20 protein-coding genes are annotated in these 19,180 nt (G+C 55.0%); 14 read left to right on the forward strand and 6 right to left on the reverse strand.

The annotated features are described in order from the left end of the window. Positions 1-30: 30 nt before the first annotated feature. Both V4835_RS15575 and V4835_RS15580 read right to left on the reverse strand, forming a co-directional pair. Positions 31-507 carry a hypothetical protein gene (locus tag V4835_RS15575; RefSeq protein WP_063143968.1) on the reverse strand — a complete coding sequence of 159 codons (477 nt, stop codon included), beginning with the start codon at positions 505-507 and terminating at the stop codon, positions 31-33. Then, positions 504-1,259, reverse strand: a complete 756-nt coding sequence (locus tag V4835_RS15580; RefSeq protein WP_063143969.1) for a winged helix-turn-helix domain-containing protein — start codon at positions 1,257-1,259, stop codon at positions 504-506. Before V4835_RS15580 ends, V4835_RS15575 begins: the two co-directional genes overlap by 4 nt. Positions 1,260-1,567: 308 nt before the next feature. On the opposite strand from V4835_RS15580, the gene V4835_RS15585 reads away from it, so the two are divergent. The 6 genes from V4835_RS15585 to tusE all read left to right on the forward strand — a co-directional run bounded on the left by V4835_RS15585 (position 1,568) and on the right by tusE (position 7,802). After that, positions 1,568-2,311 carry a fimbrial protein gene (locus tag V4835_RS15585; RefSeq protein WP_331412738.1) on the forward strand — a complete coding sequence of 248 codons (744 nt, stop codon included), beginning with the start codon at positions 1,568-1,570 and terminating at the stop codon, positions 2,309-2,311. Between the two features lie 74 nt (positions 2,312-2,385). Next, a complete protein-coding gene (locus V4835_RS15590) occupies positions 2,386-2,892 on the forward strand; it encodes a CS1 type fimbrial major subunit (protein ID WP_047648150.1) in 507 nt (168 codons plus the stop codon). Positions 2,893-2,964: 72 nt separating this feature from the next. Further along, the gene (locus tag V4835_RS15595; RefSeq protein WP_331412739.1) at positions 2,965-5,682 is read left to right on the forward strand and encodes a TcfC E-set like domain-containing protein; all 2,718 of its coding nucleotides are present in this window, start codon (positions 2,965-2,967) and stop codon (positions 5,680-5,682) included. 1 nt (position 5,683) lies between these two features. Further along, entirely contained in the window at positions 5,684-6,841 is a 1,158-nt protein-coding gene (locus tag V4835_RS15600; protein WP_331412740.1) for a CfaE/CblD family pilus tip adhesin, read from the forward strand. A gap of 10 nt (positions 6,842-6,851) precedes the next feature. Beyond that, on the forward strand, positions 6,852-7,403 hold the full coding sequence (locus V4835_RS15605; RefSeq protein ID WP_331412742.1) for a LuxR C-terminal-related transcriptional regulator: 552 nt from the start codon (positions 6,852-6,854) through the stop codon (positions 7,401-7,403). 69 nt (positions 7,404-7,472) lie between these two features. Further along, on the forward strand, positions 7,473-7,802 hold the full coding sequence (gene tusE / locus V4835_RS15610; protein ID WP_331412743.1) for a sulfurtransferase TusE: 330 nt from the start codon (positions 7,473-7,475) through the stop codon (positions 7,800-7,802). On the opposite strand, the gene yccX is transcribed toward tusE, so the two are convergent. Continuing rightward, positions 7,799-8,080 (reverse strand): acylphosphatase, encoded by a 282-nt coding sequence (gene yccX / locus V4835_RS15615; protein WP_331412745.1) that lies wholly within the window; start codon positions 8,078-8,080, stop codon positions 7,799-7,801. The genes tusE and yccX overlap by 4 nt on opposite strands. Before the next feature lie 92 nt (positions 8,081-8,172). Here yccX and rlmI point away from each other — a divergent pair, with 92 nt between their 5' ends. Together rlmI and hspQ are read left to right on the forward strand one after the other, a co-directional pair. Continuing rightward, positions 8,173-9,363: a 23S rRNA (cytosine(1962)-C(5))-methyltransferase RlmI gene (gene rlmI, locus V4835_RS15620; RefSeq protein WP_331412747.1), complete on the forward strand. Its 1,191-nt coding sequence runs from the start codon at positions 8,173-8,175 to the stop codon at positions 9,361-9,363. A 60-nt stretch (positions 9,364-9,423) separates the two neighbouring features. After that, positions 9,424-9,741, forward strand: a complete 318-nt coding sequence (gene hspQ, locus V4835_RS15625) for a heat shock protein HspQ (RefSeq protein WP_008499919.1) — start codon at positions 9,424-9,426, stop codon at positions 9,739-9,741. Between the two features lie 38 nt (positions 9,742-9,779). Here hspQ and V4835_RS15630 read toward each other — a convergent pair whose 3' ends face one another. Continuing rightward, positions 9,780-10,193, reverse strand: coding sequence for a CoA-binding protein (locus tag V4835_RS15630; RefSeq protein WP_028012609.1), 414 nt, complete (start codon positions 10,191-10,193; stop codon positions 9,780-9,782). A gap of 173 nt (positions 10,194-10,366) precedes the next feature. Between V4835_RS15630 and csgI the strand changes: the two genes are divergently transcribed. Then, entirely contained in the window at positions 10,367-11,026 is a 660-nt protein-coding gene (gene csgI, locus V4835_RS15635) for a curli synthesis inhibitor (protein ID WP_063143978.1), read from the forward strand. 80 nt (positions 11,027-11,106) lie between these two features. Next, positions 11,107-11,565: a methylglyoxal synthase gene (gene mgsA, locus V4835_RS15640; protein WP_023311034.1), complete on the forward strand. Its 459-nt coding sequence runs from the start codon at positions 11,107-11,109 to the stop codon at positions 11,563-11,565. Between the two features lie 83 nt (positions 11,566-11,648). On the opposite strand, the gene helD is transcribed toward mgsA, so the two are convergent. Continuing rightward, positions 11,649-13,703, reverse strand: coding sequence for a DNA helicase IV (gene helD / locus V4835_RS15645; RefSeq protein WP_331412748.1), 2,055 nt, complete (start codon positions 13,701-13,703; stop codon positions 11,649-11,651). Between the two features lie 122 nt (positions 13,704-13,825). Here helD and V4835_RS15650 point away from each other — a divergent pair, with 122 nt between their 5' ends. Further along, positions 13,826-14,272: a YccF domain-containing protein gene (locus tag V4835_RS15650; protein ID WP_023311032.1), complete on the forward strand. Its 447-nt coding sequence runs from the start codon at positions 13,826-13,828 to the stop codon at positions 14,270-14,272. A gap of 19 nt (positions 14,273-14,291) precedes the next feature. Next, positions 14,292-16,454: a YccS family putative transporter gene (yccS, locus tag V4835_RS15655; protein WP_331412749.1), complete on the forward strand. Its 2,163-nt coding sequence runs from the start codon at positions 14,292-14,294 to the stop codon at positions 16,452-16,454. Here the strand turns inward: yccS and V4835_RS15660 are convergent. Next, positions 16,411-17,037 (reverse strand): TfoX/Sxy family DNA transformation protein, encoded by a 627-nt coding sequence (locus tag V4835_RS15660; RefSeq protein WP_063143981.1) that lies wholly within the window; start codon positions 17,035-17,037, stop codon positions 16,411-16,413. The genes yccS and V4835_RS15660 overlap by 44 nt on opposite strands. Before the next feature lie 217 nt (positions 17,038-17,254). Between V4835_RS15660 and sulA the strand changes: the two genes are divergently transcribed. Together sulA and ompA are read left to right on the forward strand one after the other, a co-directional pair. Next, positions 17,255-17,764, forward strand: coding sequence for an SOS-induced cell division inhibitor SulA (gene sulA / locus V4835_RS15665; RefSeq protein WP_032638797.1), 510 nt, complete (start codon positions 17,255-17,257; stop codon positions 17,762-17,764). Between the two features lie 354 nt (positions 17,765-18,118). Beyond that, the gene (ompA, locus tag V4835_RS15670) at positions 18,119-19,174 is read left to right on the forward strand and encodes a porin OmpA (RefSeq protein WP_331412751.1); all 1,056 of its coding nucleotides are present in this window, start codon (positions 18,119-18,121) and stop codon (positions 19,172-19,174) included. Positions 19,175-19,180: the final 6 nt, after the last annotated feature.

A 19,180-nucleotide genomic window follows, 5' to 3' on the forward strand; every position in this document is an offset into this window, starting at 1 on the left:
ATGCCACCGGCATTCTCCTTTTTTTATGCCCTACTCACCCCGGCAAATATAGGTGGGATAACGCCGGTCCTGAATCAGCCACACGGAAGGCGAGAGTTCAGAGATCGTAAGGTAATAGCGTGCGGTCGGATTAGCGAAGCTACCCCATTGGGCATCCGGCGTATTGTCATTGTGCCGACGCCAGGTTTTGGTGTAACTCAATACAATGACGTTATCATCGTCCCGCTGCTCCCAGGTAAAGTCCACATCCCTGTCAACGATTAAACTTTGCCCGCCAGCCCTTGCCGCACCTTTATAGGTGGTCAACCCGGTACCGTCCCGATGAAAATAGAACTGGGCAACGGCATTGACCTTCACCTCACTGGCTTTTCCCTCATTGCGCGTAAAGTTAAATTCCGTGCTGCAGGCCAGCACATCCTTTTTACCCACACAGCCGGAATAGTAAAACAGCGCCAGGGCACCACCGACCAGCGCACCGCCCAGCCCAAAAAGAAGTTTTATTTTCATTTTTGCGCCCCGCTTTTATAACGTATGGTTTTGCACAGGCTGGTTTTGCTAGCCGGACAGGCGCCAATGAACACCTCATCTGCATCGGAAATAGAAAAACGGGCGCTGAAATAATAAATGTCGTACGCCTCTCGTCCGCACGCCACGTTATTAGCCTCCAGCCGCTCCGCTAATTTTGATAACACCAGCGGTCTTCCGTGATCGTTGATAATCCAGATGCTGCAACGCGCGATTTTTTCCTTAACCGGCTTGAGCTTCGCCGGAACGATGATCCCCTGCTGTCGGCTAAAGTAGAGGCTCGCCCCGAGCGCAGCGACGATCGATACGGCCACAATTGCCCATTTTTTCATGGATGCGCGTTGAGGCTTTACCTCTTGCGGTGCGGAAGAGGGTTGCGGATCGGCGGATGGAATATTCTCTCCGGGCTGAAAAACAACATCAGCATCAAAACGAAACCCGTAACGGGGCACCGTCACGATAAATTCGTACCCCTCTCCCAGAGACTGGAAGCTTTTACGTAATTCGCTAACCGCTTTATTGAGGTTATTTCCCGATGGCGTAAAGCCAAATTCTTCCCACACGCGAGCAATCAATTCCTCCCGGCTCAGGTCGCGTCCTCTGTGTTTTATAAATTCCTGCAAAAGCCGAACGGCCGGCGCCGAAAGCGTTAATACAGATTCTGGTTGTCCAACAAGACTTATTGCATGTGCTTCAGGATCGAATAACAACGAATTATTGCATATAAAAAACATCTTTTATTCTCGGCAGTTACCGCATGCTTTTTTATCCCTGGTACATCGACATGAAAACCGCCTCCTGATCTGCTTATTTTTTCATCAGAAGGAATTTTCTTCCCATCCCTGGTCGCGGTATTTTCGCTTAACTATACAACCTTAAAGCCAGAAAATCAGGATAAAAAACTGTATTTAACGAGTTAATTAATACAAATTTTCACAAACCGCTGTTCTGGTTAAAGTTTCCCTGCCCTGAAGCGATACGAAAGCAGACGGTGTCCTGGTGTTAACGCGCCGCCGATGAACTCAGAGCAGGCAGACTGGATGTGAAACAGAAAAATAGAGTGAGCATGAAAACAGCCTTTTATGTCGCCGCGCTGTCATTGCCATTTTTCTCAGAAATGACAATGGCCAATATGAGCGTGTACCCCATGGAGCTGAATGTGGACAGGTCCGGTGCGGCGCAAATTAAGGTGGCTTCGAAAACCGATGATATTCAGTTCATTCGGGTGAGGCAAAAGAAAATTCTTAATCCCGGCACGGCCCAGGAAAAAGAGATTGACGTGGCCTCGTGGAAAGAAGGTGGCGTTGTTGTCACGCCTGAAAAATTTGCGCTTGCGGCAGGTGCAATGCGCGTGGTTCGCCTGGTATCGCTTACGCCACCAGAAAAAGAGACCACCTGGCGCGTCTATTTTGAAGGGGTAAAACAACCTGACAGCATTATTCCAGGCAAGGCAGAAACCCCTGCCGCGACGGCAACATTGGGCGTCAATGTAATCTGGGGTGCCCTGATCCACCTCGCCCCGGAAAAAAACGTGGTTTCACTCTCGCTAAACCCTCTCAAGGGTACGTTAAAAAACAACGGCACGCTGCGCGTGCCGCTGAGAGAGATCGGTATTTGTGACGCAGATTCGTCGTGTAAATGGGTTAAAGAAGACGCGACGATTTATCCGGATACCGAACGGAAATTAAAAGCGCTCACAAAGACGCAAGGCCAGAAATATAAATTCCGCTACTTCAACTGGGTGAATAAAACCGCTGAAGAAGCTGACTTACCCGTCGTGTATTAACACGACGTCACTGTAAAAACCCATGTGGGTTGTTTAAAGAGCCAGGGTGCTCATTTGTAAATATGGAGATATCAATGCGTAAGTATTTTAAACCTCTGATGATTGTTGCCGCGATGACCACGTCCGTTAGCGCGCTGGCGATTCAAAAAGATATTACCGTCAACGCCAGCGTTGATTCACAGCTGGATATGACCCAGGCCGATAACACGCCGCTGCCGGCAAGCATCGATATGCAGTACCTGCCTGGCCGTGGCCTGGAAAGCTACCGCCTGAATACCAAGGTATGGTCTAACTCCGCCACCAGCAACGTGAAAGTTCGTCTGGTTAGCGCCGCGAAGCTGGCAAATGCCGACGGTGCAGAGACCATCCCAATGACGGTGATGCTGGGCGATAAAACCCTCTCTACCGCCGATGTGGAATATACCGGTACCGAACTGTTCCCGGGGAGCATTGAAAACGGTTCAGCGGTTCTGCCGCTGACCATTTCTCAGACCACCAAAGGCATTCTGAAAACCGGTCAGTACAGCGGCGTTGTCAGCCTGATGCTGACGCAGGCAACTACCACGGAAGGCGGTGCGTAACACCACAGCACCTAAGGAATAACGTCAGAGGGTGCCCACCCTCTGACGTCAGGATGATGTCGAGGCTCGTTCATGGCGTTTCACAGAAATACTCTCCTCTTTGTTGCTTTGTTACCCGCATCCATCCAACTCGCCTGCGCCGGGATGGCCGTCCCGGCAGGTTTTGAAGATCTGGCAAAAACGCAGCGCCTGTGGACAGAGGTGAACCTCTACGGCGAATCGCTTGGCCTTTTTGAAACGGATATCACGCTTGAAACGGTCAGTTTCGTCGCACCTGAAACCGTGGTTGCGGCCATCAAACGACGGTTTAATGACGCCCCTGCCCTCGTTGCCACCGTGTCTGCCGCGCTGGCCGTTCCGCTTGCCCGTAACGGTAACCTGGCCTGCAGCAGCAACGGCTCCGCGGCGGGCTGCGATTACATTGATACCGACCGCGCGGCCATTATCTATGACGAGAATAACGCCCGCATTAGCCTGTTTTTGGACAAGAAATTTCTGCCTAAAGCCACCGCGGAAAATCAGTGGTATCAGCCCACGCAGGACACCGAAAATGCGCTGATCCATCAACAGAATATTAATTTTGTTGCCGACAGGGATTATCAGTCAGCCACCGTGCAGGGCAATGGCGCGCTGGCGCTCACGCAGGACGGCTATGTTAATCTCGACTGGACCTGGCTGGGACAGCGTTCACGCCACCAGCAGCAACAGGAGATAACCGTCAACAACGCCTGGTTCCGCCAGGATATCTTGCGTCAATACTATGTCCAGCTAGGCGAGATGGATACCCGCGATCTGTTCAGCAATGCCGGCGGGAATATCAACCTCAGCCAGCTGCCGCTGGGCAAAATTCGCGGTCTGCGCACCGGTTCAACAAGGGCGTGGATGAATCCGGTTCAGCAGTCGAAGGGCACCCCCATCACCGTGCTGCTTTCCCATGACGCGCGTATCGACGCCCGCCGCGGCAATCAGCTGCTGGCCAGTTTTTACCTGAATGCCGGGGCGCAAACCCTGGACACGCGGTCGTTCCCGGACGGGAGCTATACCGTAACGCTGTCCGTCTATGAAAATAACCGGCTGACGCGCACCGAGCAGGTGCCGTTTACCCGAACCGGCATTACGCCATTCGACCGCGTCGAGTGGTTCCTGCAGGCGGGCGAAACCGACAATAGCGATCGGAACGAAGAACGTAGCGCGGTTGCGCAGGCGGGCGTCCGCCTGCCCGTCACCCCGACGCTGGCGCTGACCAGCGGTGCAACGATAAAGAAAAACCAGCGCTTCCTGGAAAATGCACTCGACTGGAGCCGGGGCTTCAACGCGGGCCCGATCGACGGCGTGCTGAGCACCCGGTTTAGCTACCTTTACGGCAGCGAAGGCCAGCGCGGCAATATTCAGCAAATCAGCTACAACGACGGTTTTTCACTGAGCCTCTATCGCAACGCGCTATCAGCGGAAAACTGCAACACCCGAAGCGCGGGGTTTGACGCCGTGAACGGCTGTTATCGAACCCTCTCGGTGATGTTTTCCGTCCCTGTCGGCACCTGGTATGCGAGTCTGGGGTATTCGGATAACCGCAATGAAGGACGGTACGTTTCACGCCGGGAGCTCCCGGACAGCGACGATCGCCACGATGCGGGTTTGCCGTGGGAATCGGTCTATATGACCCGCTCGCGCACGCGGGCCTGGCAGGGGGGTCTGAGCAACGCCTTCAGCACCCGAGGCCTGAACATTAACAGCAGCATTAACCTGTTTATGCGTAACGATGACTCCCGCGAAGGCAGAGACAAAGGCGGCTACCTGAGCGTGAGCCTTTCCATGGCGCATAACCGTCAGGGTGATGCGTCAAGCTACACCTCTCTGGGCGCAACGTGGCAGCACCAGCTGCGTGAAAAAAATCAGCTGAGCTACAACGTCGCGCATAACTGGTACGCCGATGCACGCGGTGAAAATGAGTACGGTCTGAGCGCGTCGGGCATTAACAGCGATTCGCTGAATACCTCAGCCTATATGCGCCAGGGCGGGCGATACGGCAACGGGAGTCTGACCGTCAGCGACGCCTGGGATCGTCAGGACAGCCGTCATACGCTAAGCAGCAGCGGCAACTACAGCTCGACCCTTGCGCTGTCGCGTTCTGGCCTGTGGCTGGGGCGCTGGAGCGACGGACGTCCTGCTTCAGCCGTCGCGGTTAACGTTGCCACACCGGAAGATACCCAGGATCCGAGCGTCGCCGTATCGCTGGATAACGGCGGCAGCGCAAACATTCCGGGCAATAGCCGCGCGCTTTTCGCCGTGCCGGGCTACCAGCAGACAACGTTGACGATTAACGAATCGCTGGATGTCTCACGGGGGGCCAGCAGCGAGATTACGCAGGGATCAGGCAGCAGAACGCTGTTTATGGTGCCGGGCAAACTGCTGCGTCGGGACGTACAAACCACCACCAGCTACACCTGGCTCGGCCAGCTAACCGACGAGCGTCATTCGCCGTTTATCGGCGGCGTGCCGTTGAACGTAAACGGCTGGAGCGATCTCGGCAACGGCGGGTTTAGCGCCCAAAGCGACGCCCTGCTGCATAACCTCTACCTGGTGCGTCAGCAGCAGTTTTATCAGTGCGCGCTGAACGTGAAGAGTATGCGCGACGTGGTGCGTTATGTCGGTTCCATTCCTTGCCGGGAGTTAACCTTCTCAGCCCTGCCGGTTGCCGTCCAGCAGCAGGCACAACTGATGCTCGCCGGACGCACGGTGCCTGCGGGCCCGACTGCCATGAACGCTGAGAACCTCACTAAAGGGAAATGATGTGATTAAGTACCTCTTTATTTTACTGCTCTTAAGCCTGTGGGCTGGCCAGACGCTGGCGGGCGCCCCTGCGGGGCGAAACACCACCGTTGGTATAAGCTACGATCGCGTAGCCCCACCTGCGCGCCTTGATATTTGGGTTCATGAGCCGAGCGGCTATGATGCCGCCGACCCGCAAAAATGGGGGCGCAATACCCTGACCTGTCTTTCCCGGACCGACACCACGTACGGAGCCTGCATGACCGCTCCGGTCTGGTTCTCCGGGAACCCGGCCCCGCCCTATGCCATCAATGTACGTTTCACACATGCCCTTACCAGCAAAACGGTGGATATCAAGGTGTATGGCGATCACTACATGTTTATCAACAATAAAGTGTTTACCTTCGCCAGTTTTGTCACTGGTGGAACGGGCGATCTCAGCGCATGGAACAGAGAGCCCTACTTCGATTTCTATATTGTGAAAAGCGAATTGGATAAGCTCGCCCTGCCGGGGATCTGGACCGCAACGCTAAAGCAGAACCTGCGTCAGTGGGGGAGCGCCGACTGTGGCGGGAACTTCAATGACGTAAACGTCGGATGTCCTGGCTATCTCACCGTCGCCAGCTGGCAGGCAAATATTCGCATTGAGGTGGTCGACCCGGGTAATCAGCAGATCTATCTGCCGGCGTTTCCGCACTCTACGCCCATCGTTAACCTCAACCTGACCAACTTCCCGGGACGTCCCGTGGGCAGCGAGATCCAGGGTGAAAACACGCTGGATATGTGCCTGTACGACGGCAAAAACAGTACCAGCCCCCGTGCCTATCTTCGCTTTGAGGACGACGGAATGACGTCAGCGGACCGTGCCGAAGGCGCGTTTTCTATCAGGCGACGCGGCGGTAGCCAGACCGATGCGCGGGATCGTCTCGATTATCGGGTCTCCGTCACCAATCCAATAACAGGCGCAACCGAAGCCGTCGCGAACGGTAAAACCCTGGTCTGGCAAGGCACAAACGATCCGCAGCATCTGCGTCAGGTCGTGCTGCCCGGCGGGCGCGAGAGCGTACTGTGCATCCCTGCCCCTATTATCCTGAAAACCCCCGCGTTTGCCGCCAGCAGCAAAAACGCGGGCGACTATACCGGCACGCTGCGCGTTATCTATACGCCCAGCACGTTATAACGAGGTCACCGTGAGTTACGCCATTCTCGACAATAATCGATTTTACGCCGAAGGGTTGCGCTACGCGCTGCTGCGTCGGGGCGTTCAGTTAGAGGTCCAAAGCGGCACCGTGCAATGGCAGCCAACGCTGCTTACCCGCCGCGTGCTTGTTGTGCGCTGCCGTTTTTCCGTGGCGGCTACGCATCAGGCGCTGATAAACATTTTGCTCAGACTGGAAGCCGCCCGCTGGAAAGGCAGCCTTTATCTGGTCTGCAATGAAAAAGGGTGGGCGCTGGCGACGCATTTACGCAAGCGTTTCAGTACGTTAACCCTTTATATTATTGATGACAGGATCGCCGTGGCGGATGCGGCATATCTGCTGGCCAAAGAACCCCGTCACGTTCGAAGCCTTGACAGCTGCCTTACCGTTCCTGAATTCAACGTGCTCGATCTGATGCTTACGGGGTTGCCGGTTCGCCATATTGCCATCGTGACGCACATGTCGGAAAAACAGGTTTCAACACATAAATGCAACGCGCTGAAAAAGCTTAACGCCAACAATCTGCTGCAGCTACTCCTGTAGGTCACGGTTTATCCTGAGGCCGCTTTTTTGCTACACTGTTGCCGATTTTTTCACACACGACAGAAGATTATGTTCATTTTTGCAGGCCAGGAAATTGAGACCGATAGCGAAGGCTATCTGAAAGATACCATGCTCTGGAGCGAACCGCTGGCGGAGAAAATTGCGGAAAACGAAGGGATTACCCTCTCTCCCGAACACTGGGAAGTGGTGCGTTTTGTGCGCGAGTTCTATCTTGAATTCAACACCTCTCCGGCCATCCGCATGCTGGTCAAAGCCATGGCCAATAAGTTCGGCGAAGAGAAAGGCAACAGCCGCTATCTTTATCGTCTGTTCCCGAAAGGCCCGGCAAAACAGGCAACAAAGGTTGCTGGCCTGCCGAAGCCGGTGAAGTGTATTTAATAGCGAATACCGAAGTTAACGTACTCCCGGCCGGGTTGATGCGGTTCCGTTAAGACCTTATCAACCCGTGCGCTGCGCGGCCCACCCGCTTTCAGCCACGCTATCAGCTTGTCGACCTGCTCCGCTTCGCCGCAGGCGACCACCTCAACGCTGCCGTCATCCATGTTTCGCGCGTATCCCGTGAGCCCAAGCTCAATCGCTTCGCGCTGGGTGCTGTAGCGGAACCCGACGCCCTGAACGACGCCGTGAACCCAGGCAATGGTGCAGACTTTTGACATCTTCCTTCTCCTTATCCATCTGGCGCGTTGCATTTCCCCAGCGAACTCGGGAAAATGGCGGCCATTTTCTTGAATCGACAGAACAGCAAATTATGAGTGTACGTTTAGTGTTAGCCAAAGGGCGCGAAAAATCATTACTGCGCCGTCATCCCTGGGTCTTTTCCGGCGCGGTTGCCCGTATGGAAGGCAAAGCCAGCCTCGGTGAAACCATTGATATCGTTGACCATCAGGGGAAATGGTTAGCGCGAGGCGCTTACTCGCCAGCGTCCCAGATCCGGGCTCGCGTCTGGACCTTTGATAAAGATGAAACCATCGACATCGACTTCTTCGTCCGCCGCCTGCAGCAGGCGCAGCAGTGGCGCGACTGGCTGGCAAAACGCGACGGGCTGGACAGCTACCGCCTGATTGCCGGTGAGTCCGACGGTATGCCGGGCGTGACTATCGATCGCTTCGGTAATTTCCTGGTGCTGCAGCTCCTGAGCGCCGGCGCGGAATACCAGCGTGCCGCGCTGATTAGCGCGCTGCAAACGGTGTTCCCGCAGTGTGCCATTTATGACCGCAGCGACGTTGCGGTGCGCAAAAAAGAAGGTATGGAGCTGACTCAGGGGCCCGTCACGGGCGAACTGCCACCGGCCCTGCTGCCGATTGAAGAGCATGGCATGAAGCTGCTGGTGGATATTCAGGGCGGGCATAAGACGGGTTACTACCTCGACCAGCGCGACAGCCGTCTGGCTACGCGTCAGTACGTTGCCGACAAACGCGTGCTGAACTGCTTCTCCTATACCGGCGGTTTTGCCGTTTCGGCGCTGATGGGCGGCTGTGCCCAGGTTGTCAGCGTGGACACCTCGCAGGAAGCGCTGGACGTGGCAAAACAGAACGTCGAGCTCAACAAGCTGGATTTGAGCAAAGCGGAGTTTGTGCGCGATGACGTCTTCAAGCTGCTGCGTAAATATCGCGACCAGGGCGAGAAGTTCGACGTCATCGTGATGGATCCACCAAAGTTTGTGGAAAACAAAAGCCAGCTGATGGGCGCGTGCCGTGGGTATAAAGATATCAACATGCTGGCTATCCAGCTGCTGAACCCGGGCGGGGTTCTACTCACCTTCTCCTGCTCCGGCCTGATGACCACAGATTTATTTCAGAAAATCATCGCCGACGCCGCTATAGATGCTGGCCGTGATGTACAATTTATAGAGCAGTTCCGTCAGGCAGCCGATCACCCCGTGATTGCTACCTACCCGGAAGGACTGTATCTGAAAGGGTTTGCCTGTCGCGTCATGTAACTTGAAAAGAGAAATATTGCCCGCACATAACGTGTAAGTAGTGTTTCCCGGGAGGTGACTATGATTGCCAGCAAATTCGGTATCGGCCAGCAGGTCCGCCACACTTTGCTAGGGTATTTGGGTGTGGTCGTGGATATCGACCCGGAGTATTCCCTTGATGAACCGTCAGCAGACGAGCTGGCGGTGAACGCAGAGCTTCGCGCCGCGCCCTGGTACCATGTGGTGATGGAAGGTGATGATGGACAGCCCGTCCACACCTATCTGGCCGAAGCGCAGCTGAGTAGCGAGCTGCAGGAAGAGCATCCGGAGCAACCCACAATGGATGAGCTTGCTCAGACTATCCGCAAACAGTTACAGGCTCCGCGCCTGCGGAACTAAGCGTGTAAAAAAAGCCCGATGAACGGGCTTTTTTTTTATTACTTCGCCAGCCCCAGACGGGGGATGTCGATCGCCGGACAGCGGTCCATGACGACCTTCAACCCCGCATCCCGCGCCAGCACGGCGGCCTGCTCGTTAATCACGCCCAGCTGCATCCACAGCGTTTTCGCTCCGACGGCGATAGCGTCCTGCGCCACTTCCCACGCCGCCTCGGAATTACGGAAGACATCGACCATATCAATTTTTTCCGGCACGTCAGCGAGCGTGGCATAGCCCTGCTGGCCCAGCAATGTTTTCCCCGCCACTTTTGGCGAGACCGGGATGACGTGATAGCCCTGATCGAGAAGGTATTTCATCACCCGATAGCTTGGACGATCGGGTTTATCGCTCGCACCCACCAGCGCAATGGTACGCGTGGATGTCAGAATCTCGGCAATATCGTTCTCTTTCATGGTTTTTCTCCTGGCTTTTTTAAAAGTGTACGCCAAACCGCACATCTCAACCATCCATCCCATACAGATGCATGAGGGCAAAACGGCGAAATATGTCTATATGTTAGTAAACGTGATTCTCGAAAAATCTAGATACATTAATGCGGCGACAGGATTTCTGACGGGAGCCTTCTATGAAAACCGGTATTGCCACTGCCCTGATTGCGTTAGTGATGCCGGTCTGCGTTTTTGCTACCACGCTTCGGCTCTCTACCGACATTGACCTTCTGGTCCTGGACGGGAAAAAGGTCTCCAGCTCGTTATTGCGGGGTGCAGACAGCATCGAATTAGATAACGGACCGCATCAGCTGGTCTTCCGGGTAGAAAAATCGATCGGTCTGGCTAATCATGAGCAAAGGATGTACATCTCCCCGCCGCTGATCGTCAGCTTTAATACCCGGCAAATCAGTCAGGTGAACATCACCCTACCCCGCCTTGAAACGGAGAAGGAATCTGCGGCCTTCGACGCTTCACCCCGCATTGAACTGCTGGATGGAGATGCGATGCCGATTCCGGTGAAGCTGGATATTCTGGCGCTGACGGCCTCACCGAAAGGGGATTACGAGGCCGCGACCCAGACCTATAACAAAGCGGGTAAACGCGCCTCGCTTCCGCAGTTTGCCACCATGATGGCGGACGACAGTACGCTGCTATCCGGCGTCTCTGAACTGGACGTTATTCCTCCCCAGTCCCAGACCCTGACGGAACAGCGCCTTAAATTCTGGTTCCAGCAGGCCGATCCCGACACGCGGGCCCGGTTTTTACAGTGGGCAAAACAACAACCTTCATCATAAGCCACATTTTTTACGCCTTTCTCTTGCAGCGTCAGGCGGTTCCCGTCATCGTGTAGTCAGTTAACCTGATGGATATGATTATGGAACTGACAACACGCACGCTGCCTGAACGCAAACACATTGCTCTGGTGGCGCACGATCACTGTAAACAAATGCTGCTTAACTGGGTTCGCCGCCATCAGTCTTCGCTGGAGAAGCACGCCCTGTCGGCGACCGGCACAACCGGTAACCTGATCCAGCGCGAAACGGGTCTGCAGGTGAATGCCATGCTGAGCGGCCCGATGGGCGGCGATCAGCAGGTCGGCGCGCAGATTTCCGAAGGGAAAATTGATGTGCTGATTTTCTTCTGGGATCCGCTGAACGCGGTTCCGCACGATCCGGATGTTAAAGCGCTGCTGCGCCTGGCGACGGTGTGGAATATTCCGGTGGCGACGAACCTCTCCACGGCGGATTTCATCATCGAATCGCCGCAGTTTAACTCACCGGTAGATATCCTTATTCCGGACTATCAGCGTTATCTTTCCGACAGGCTAAAGTAGCTTTACGCCCGGCGGCGCTGCGCTTGCGCGGGCCTACCGGTTTTGTAGGCCGGGTCAGGCGAAGCCGCCACCCGGCAATCCCGCTACGGCTTTCTCTCCACCGGCACATCAATACTCTTCAGGATATCGACAAACACGGATGGCTCCTCTTTATTGAACAGCAGCCACACGCGATGCCGCGCGCGGGTGATGGCCACATACAGCAAACGCCGCTCTTCGGCATCCGGGAAGTCTTCCGGCACCGGCAGTAAGGCCTCTTCCATTACCGACTCGCGGGCCGGGGCCGGGAAACCGTCACTGCCCTCTTTCAGCCCCACCACAATCACATAATCGGCCTGCTGCCCTTTGCTGGCGTGAATGGTCATAAATTCAAGCTGCAGCTTCGGCCAGCGGGTGGCGGCTTTTTCCAGCGCCACAGGTTTAAGGTGATGATAGCGCGCCAGCACCAGAATACGTTCATCGGGCTTTGCATAGCCGCTGAGCTTGTCCAGCAGCGGTTCCAGCTGGTCATCCGCCAGCAGGGTGACCGCTTTTTTATCTCCTGGACGCAGGCTATTGAGCGGCTTTGCCAGCTGATGCGGGTTCTGCTGGATAAAGCGGTTGGCGATCTCACCAATGCGTGAATTGAAGCGGTAGGTGGTGTCCAGATCGCTGCGGTCGCCTTCGCCAAAATAGTGGTGGAACGCGGTCGTCAGGGAGAGCTGCGCCCCGCTGAAGCGATAGATGGCCTGCCAGTCGTCACCCACCGCAAACAGCGACGTATGTTTATTTTGCGCCCGCAGCGCCGAGAGCAGTGCAGCACGCTGCGGTGAGATATCCTGGAACTCATCCACCAGAATATGTTTCCACGGGCTGACAAAACGTCCCTTTTCAAGAATGATGATGGCCTGATGGATTAAACCGGAGAAATCGACGGCATTTTCCTCCTTCAGCGCGGTTTTCCAGGCTTTCAGCAGCGGAGCCATCAGCTTGACCCGCTTCGAAAACAGATCGCGGATCGCCTCCGGCGCGCTTTCAATCATCTCTGCCTGCGTTCCACCGTGCATTCGCATCAGGCTGACCCAGCGGTCAAGGCGCGAACCCAGCCGACGCGCCAGTTTGTCATCTTGCCAGAAGCCGCCCTCTGGCACCTCCCAGTTGAGCTCCTCCTCCAGCCACTGACGCCACCCTTTCGCCTGCGCTTTTTTCTCACTGCACTGCTGGCGCCACGTTTTGATGAACAGCGCCTGACGCGCCTGCGCGTCGTTTTCCAGCTTACTGATGGAAGGCACTTTTTTACTGCCCTGCTGAATAATATGCAGCGCAAGGGCATGGAAGGTTCTGGCCGTGATGTCCCGGGTGTGCAGGCGCTCCTGGATACGCTCGTCCATCTCCTGGGCAGCCTTGCGGCCAAAGGCCAGCAGCAGAATTTGATCGGCTACCGCTTCCCCGGTCGTCAGCAGCCAGCCGGCACGCGCCACCAGCACCGACGTTTTACCGCTACCGGCCCCCGCCAGCACCAGCAGCGACTGCTCGCCGTTGACCACCGCACGCGCCTGGGCCGGATTGAGCGGTGAAGATTCCACCGTACTGAAAAAGTCGGCGTATTGGGTGAGCATGGCATCCGTCCAGGCCTGATTATGGGCGAGACGGCTTTTATCCATATCATTCAGCCAGGCCTGACACTGGCGCCAGGCGTCACGACAATTGTCAAACTCGTCGAGACGCGTCACGGAGAGCGGCAGCGCCGAGAGTGCCTGTCGGATCTTTTGCTGCAGCCCGGCGGTCTGCTGACGGGTCAGCCACGTGTGCTGCGCGTTGCTTTGCGCGATATCGTCCAGCACCTGCTGGAGCACCTGGGCGGCAATCACGCTCATATCCTGGCTCCACTGCTGCCAGAGCGCATTCAGGTGATGATGGAAACGCTGAGTTTCCGCCCACTCGGTGCCGTGAAGACGCACGACTTTATCCTCAGGCAGAACGAACTCCAGTTCGCCCCACACCAGCCCGCGCTTGCAGTGGATAGCCAGAAGCTGGTTAAACGGAATAAGGTATTCGTGGCGTTCCCCGGAGACTTTCACCCCGGCATTAAGGAGAACAACCCTGTCGTAAGGGTGTTGCGCCAGGCGTTTGCCTAACGACGTTGCTTTCAGTTCCATGTTCCGCCAAATCCACGAAGAGATAATTTACCTGACAGTTTAACTGCCAGTTTTAAGGTGCTCCAGCCTAAAAAACGTTACAATCATTAGGCGTTAATTTTATCGAAAGGAAGTGAGAGTTTATGCGTACCGTTCTGAATGTGTTGAATTTTGTGCTGGGCGGTTTTGCCACCACCCTTTCCTGGCTTTTTGCCACGCTGGTGAGCATCGTCCTGATTTTCACGCTTCCCCTGACCCGTTCCTGCTGGGAAATCACAAAACTCTCCTTAATCCCCTACGGGAATGAAGCCATCCACGTTGACGAGCTGAATCCGGAGAGCAAAAACGCCCTGATGAATACGGGCGGAACCCTGCTGAACATTCTGTGGCTGATTTTCTTCGGCTGGTGGCTGTGCATCATGCATATTTTTGCCGGTATTGCACAGTGCATCACGATTATTGGTATTCCGGTGGGGATCGCGAACTTTAAGATCGCCGCCATCGCCCTTTGGCCCGTCGGTCGCAGGGTTGTTCCGGTAGAAGTGGCCCAGGCGGCGCGTGAAGCAAACGCTCGTCGTCGTTTTCAGTAAATAAGGACCGGCCGCGTTTATGCTAAGCCCACTGCTTCGCCGTTATACCTGGAACAGCACCTGGCTATACAACGTCAGGATATTTATCGCGCTTTGCGGCACGGTTGCCCTGCCCTGGTGGCTGAATGATGTCAAGCTCACCATTCCGCTCACGCTGGGGGTGGTGGCCGGGGCGCTGGCGGACCTGGACGATCGTCTGGCCGGGCGTTTACGTAACCTGGTCATTACGCTTGTCTGCTTTTTTATTGCGTCAGCGTCCGTTGAGCTGCTTTTCCCGTGGCCCTGGCTGTTTGCCCTGGGCCTTACGCTCTCAACAAGCGGATTTATTTTGCTGGGCGGCCTTGGGCAGCGCTATGCCACCATCGCTTTTGGGGCATTGCTGATCGCCATCTACACCATGCTGGGCGTTTCCCTGTACGACCAGTGGTACCAGCAGCCGGTTCTGCTGTTGCTGGGTGCCATCTGGTATAACCTGCTGACGCTAACCGGTCATCTGATCTTCCCGGTTCGCCCTCTGCAGGATAACCTTGCCCGCAGCTTTGAGCAGTTAGCCCACTATCTGGAACTGAAGTCCCGGCTGTTCGACCCGGATATAGAGGAAGAAAGCCAGGCTCCGCTCTACGATCTGGCGCTGGCAAACGGCCAACTGGTCGCCACCCTTAACCAGACAAAAGCCTCTCTGCTTACCCGTCTGCGCGGCGATCGCGGTCAGCGCGGAACCCGAAGGACCTTACACTACTATTTTGCCGCCCAGGATATTCATGAACGCGCCAGCTCCTCGCACGTTCAGTATGCTGCCCTGCGCGAGAAGTTCCGCTACAGCGACGTCATGTTCCGCTTCCAGCGCCTGCTGTCCATGCAGTCCCAGGCGTGCCAGCAGCTCTCGCGCTCCATTCTGCTGCGCACGCCCTATCAGCATGACCCCCGCTTTGAACGCGTATTCAGCCATCTTGATGCGGCGCTCGATCGCGTTCAGGCCAGCGGAACGTCACCGGAGCACATCAAAGCGCTGGGCTTTCTGCTGAACAACCTGCGGGCGATTGATGCTCAGCTGGCGACAATTGAGTCCGAACAGGCGATGGCGCTGCCGGGCAGTGAGGTGGAAAATCAGCTTGCTGATGACAGCATGCACAGCGTTAGCGATATGTGGCTACGGCTGAGCCGTAACTTTACGCCTGAGTCGGCTCTCTTTCGCCACGCGGTGAGAATGTCGCTGGTGCTGTGCGTGGGTTATGCCTTTATTCAGATAACCGGGCTGCACCACGGCTACTGGATCCTGCTGACCAGCCTGTTCGTCTGCCAGCCGAACTACAACGCCACCCGACACCGTCTTGCGCTGCGTATTATCGGCACGCTGGTTGGCGTCGCGATCGGCCTTCCGGTGCTCTATTTTGTGCCCTCCGTTGAAGGTCAATTGATCCTGATTGTGATCACCGGCGTGCTGTTCTTCGCGTTTCGCAACGTGCAGTATGCCCACGCCACCATGTTCATCACGCTGCTGGTGCTGCTCTGCTTTAACCTGCTGGGTGAAGGGTTTGAAGTTGCCCTTCCCCGCGTGATCGATACCCTGATTGGCTGCGCGATAGCCTGGGCCGCGGTCAGCTTTATCTGGCCGGACTGGCGTTTCCGCAATTTGCCGCGCGTGGTAGACAGGGCGATGAACGCCAACTGTCGATACCTTGACGCTATCCTGGAGCAGTACCACCAGGGGCGCGATAACCGCCTGGCTTACCGGATAGCACGTCGCGACGCGCACAACAGTGATGCAGAACTGGCTTCCGTTGTCTCTAACATGTCAACGGAGCCTCGCGCCACGGCGGAGATCCGTGAGACCGCGTTCCGCCTGCTCTGCCTGAACCATACGTTCACCAGCTATATTTCGACGCTGGGTGCCCACCGTGAAAAACTCACCAACCCGAGTATTCTCAACCTGCTCGATGACGCGGTCTGTTATGTCGATGACGCACTTCATCACCGACCGGCCGATGAGCCCCGCGTTGAACAGGCGCTGGATGAACTGGCGCAGCGCATTGCGCATCTTGACCCAGGAAACGACAGCAAAGCGCCGCTGGTTCTTCAGCAGATAGGCCTACTTATCGCTCTGCTGCCTGAAATTTGCCGGCTGCAACAGCAAATCGCTACCTGGAGGAGTGATTCTCCTGTGGTTCAGGCAACGCATTAAACCACTCCGTCAGCTCCCGGCGAATACCTGCCGGGAGTGCCGCCTCATGCAGCCCTTCGATAGCCCCTTCCAGCGCAAAGAGAACTTTGATACTGAGCGCTTTGTTTTTTGCCCGCATCTTTAGCCAGCTCGCTCTGGCCCCCAGCGCCCGCAGCGTTTCCTCATTGGTGATGCCAGCTTCTAAGAGCAAGACCTCAAGCTGAAAGGTCAGGTTTGGCAGATCCTTGAGTCGGTTTCGCTGATGGCGCTGATAGCGCTCTTTTCTTGCCGCACTGAGCGCAAACGAGGAGAGCTGAAGCAATCGCTCCCTGTCCTGCCATAATCCGTCATCCACACGATAATAGTTAAGCAGCACCGGTCGGCCTCGCTTCATCAACGTCAAAAATGAAGAGGCATTCTTTACACAGTATTTCGCACTCTCCTCGCAAGCGCGAAGATAAAGCTCGCCATCGGACACCATGGCAAAAACCGCATCATCCACCGCCAGGGTATAGCCTCCAAACAGCGCGCGATGATGTATTTCGCCCAGCGGGGAGAGGTATTCCTGGGATTTATAAATCCGTTCATAAGATATCTTTTTCATGATATTTCCCTTCAAAATCATAAAGTAACAACGAATTTTCTTACTACCGGATCCGTTAGCAGGAAAATAGGCAACTTATCGCCGTTGAGCAAGATGATTTTACGAGGGGCATCAAGATTGAATGAATTTTGCGAGTCGCTTTCCGAAAATGAGGTTGATCTTTATGCATACAGGGGTTACTGTATATCCATACAGTAACTACAGGGCTGGAATGAATATGCACACTTCAGGCTATGCAAATCGCTCAACCTCTCTCTCTTCTACCGCAGGCAATGTCGCGCAGAATTCCGTCGAGCGTGTTTCCACGGGGCTTATCAGTGAAGTGGTTTATCGTGAAGACCAGCCCCTGTTGACGCAACTTCTGTTGTTGCCGTTATTGCAACAGCTTGGTCAGCAATCGCGCTGGCAGCTTTGGCTCACGCCTCAGCAAAAACTAAGCCGTGAGTGGGTTCAGTCCGCTGGCCTTCCACTCACCAAGGTTATGCAAATTAATCAGCTCTCGCCTTGCGATACCGTTGAGTCGATGATCCGCGCGTTACGCACCGGAAATTACAGCGTGGTGATTGGATGGTTATCGGAAGAGTTGACGGAAGAAGAACATTTCCGTCTGACTGAAGCAGCTGAAGAAGGGAATGCGATCGGCTTCATTATGCGTCCGGTTCGATCGGATTCTTACCGCAAAGGACAACATTCTGGGTTAAAAATTCACTCGAATTTGTATCATTGAGTGAAATTAAGATTTTTCCTGGAATTTTTTTTGACCTCAAGATGCGGTTTTAGTTCCCGCCCTTAAAATTGCGGCAAGGCTTGTCTGGTGCGGTTCTCCTTAATTTTATTGCACAAAATTCGTTCAGAAAATGTTAAATAATCGGTATACGGAACTTTTTTTTTCATATGCCTGACGGACTTCACACTTGTAAGTTTTCAGCTACGTTGTAGACTTTACATCGCCAGGGGTGCTCGGCCTAAGCCGAAGATATCGGTAGATTTATATTTGACCACGCCCCCCGGTGAAGGATTTAACCGTGATTCTCTCTTGAGACTTTCATGGCGAATTTTGGATGATAACGAGGCGCAAAAAATGAAAAAGACAGCTATCGCGATTGCAGTGGCACTGGCTGGCTTCGCTACCGTAGCGCAGGCCGCTCCGAAAGATAATACCTGGTATGCAGGTGGTAAACTGGGCTGGTCTCAGTTCCATGACACCGGCTGGTACGACAGCGCAAACAACAATGATGGCCCTACTCACGAGAGCCAGCTTGGTGCAGGTGCGTTCGGTGGCTATCAGGTTAACCCGTATGTTGGTTTTGAAATGGGTTACGACTGGTTAGGTCGTATGCCATACAAAGGCGACAACGTAAACGGCGCTTTCAAAGCACAGGGCGTTCAGCTGACCGCTAAACTGGGTTACCCAGTAACTGACGATCTGGACGTGTACACCCGTCTGGGCGGCATGGTATGGCGCGCTGACTCCAGCAACAGCCGTGCTGGCGACGATCATGATACCGGTGTTTCCCCAGTATTCGCTGGTGGCGTTGAGTGGGCTATGACCCGTGACATCGCTACCCGTCTGGAATACCAGTGGGTTAACAACATCGGCGACGGCAACACCGTTGGTGTTCGTCCAGACAACGGCATGCTGAGCGTAGGTGTTTCCTACCGCTTCGGCCAGCAGGAAGATGCAGCACCAGTTGTTGCTCCAGCGCCGGCTCCAGCTCCAGAAGTACAGACCAAGCACTTCACTCTGAAGTCTGACGTTCTGTTCAACTTCAACAAAGCGACTCTGAAACCAGAAGGTCAGCAGGCACTGGATCAGCTGTACTCTCAGCTGAGCAACCTGGATCCTAAAGACGGTTCTGTAGTGGTTCTGGGCTTCACCGACCGTATCGGTTCAGACGCTTACAACCAGAAACTGTCTGAGAAACGTGCTCAGTCTGTTGTTGATTACCTGATCTCTAAAGGTATCCCAGCTAACAAGATCTCCCCACGTGGTATGGGCGAATCTAACCCAGTTACTGGCAACACCTGTGACAACGTGAAAGCTCGCGCTGCACTGATCGACTGCCTGGCTCCAGATCGTCGCGTAGAGATCGAAGTTAAAGGCATCAAAGACGTTGTAACTCAGCCAGCGGCATAAGTTATC

This window comes from Enterobacter cloacae complex sp. CARB60 (genome assembly GCF_036487345.1).
In the GTDB taxonomy this organism is placed as follows: domain Bacteria; phylum Pseudomonadota; class Gammaproteobacteria; order Enterobacterales; family Enterobacteriaceae; genus Enterobacter; species Enterobacter asburiae_D.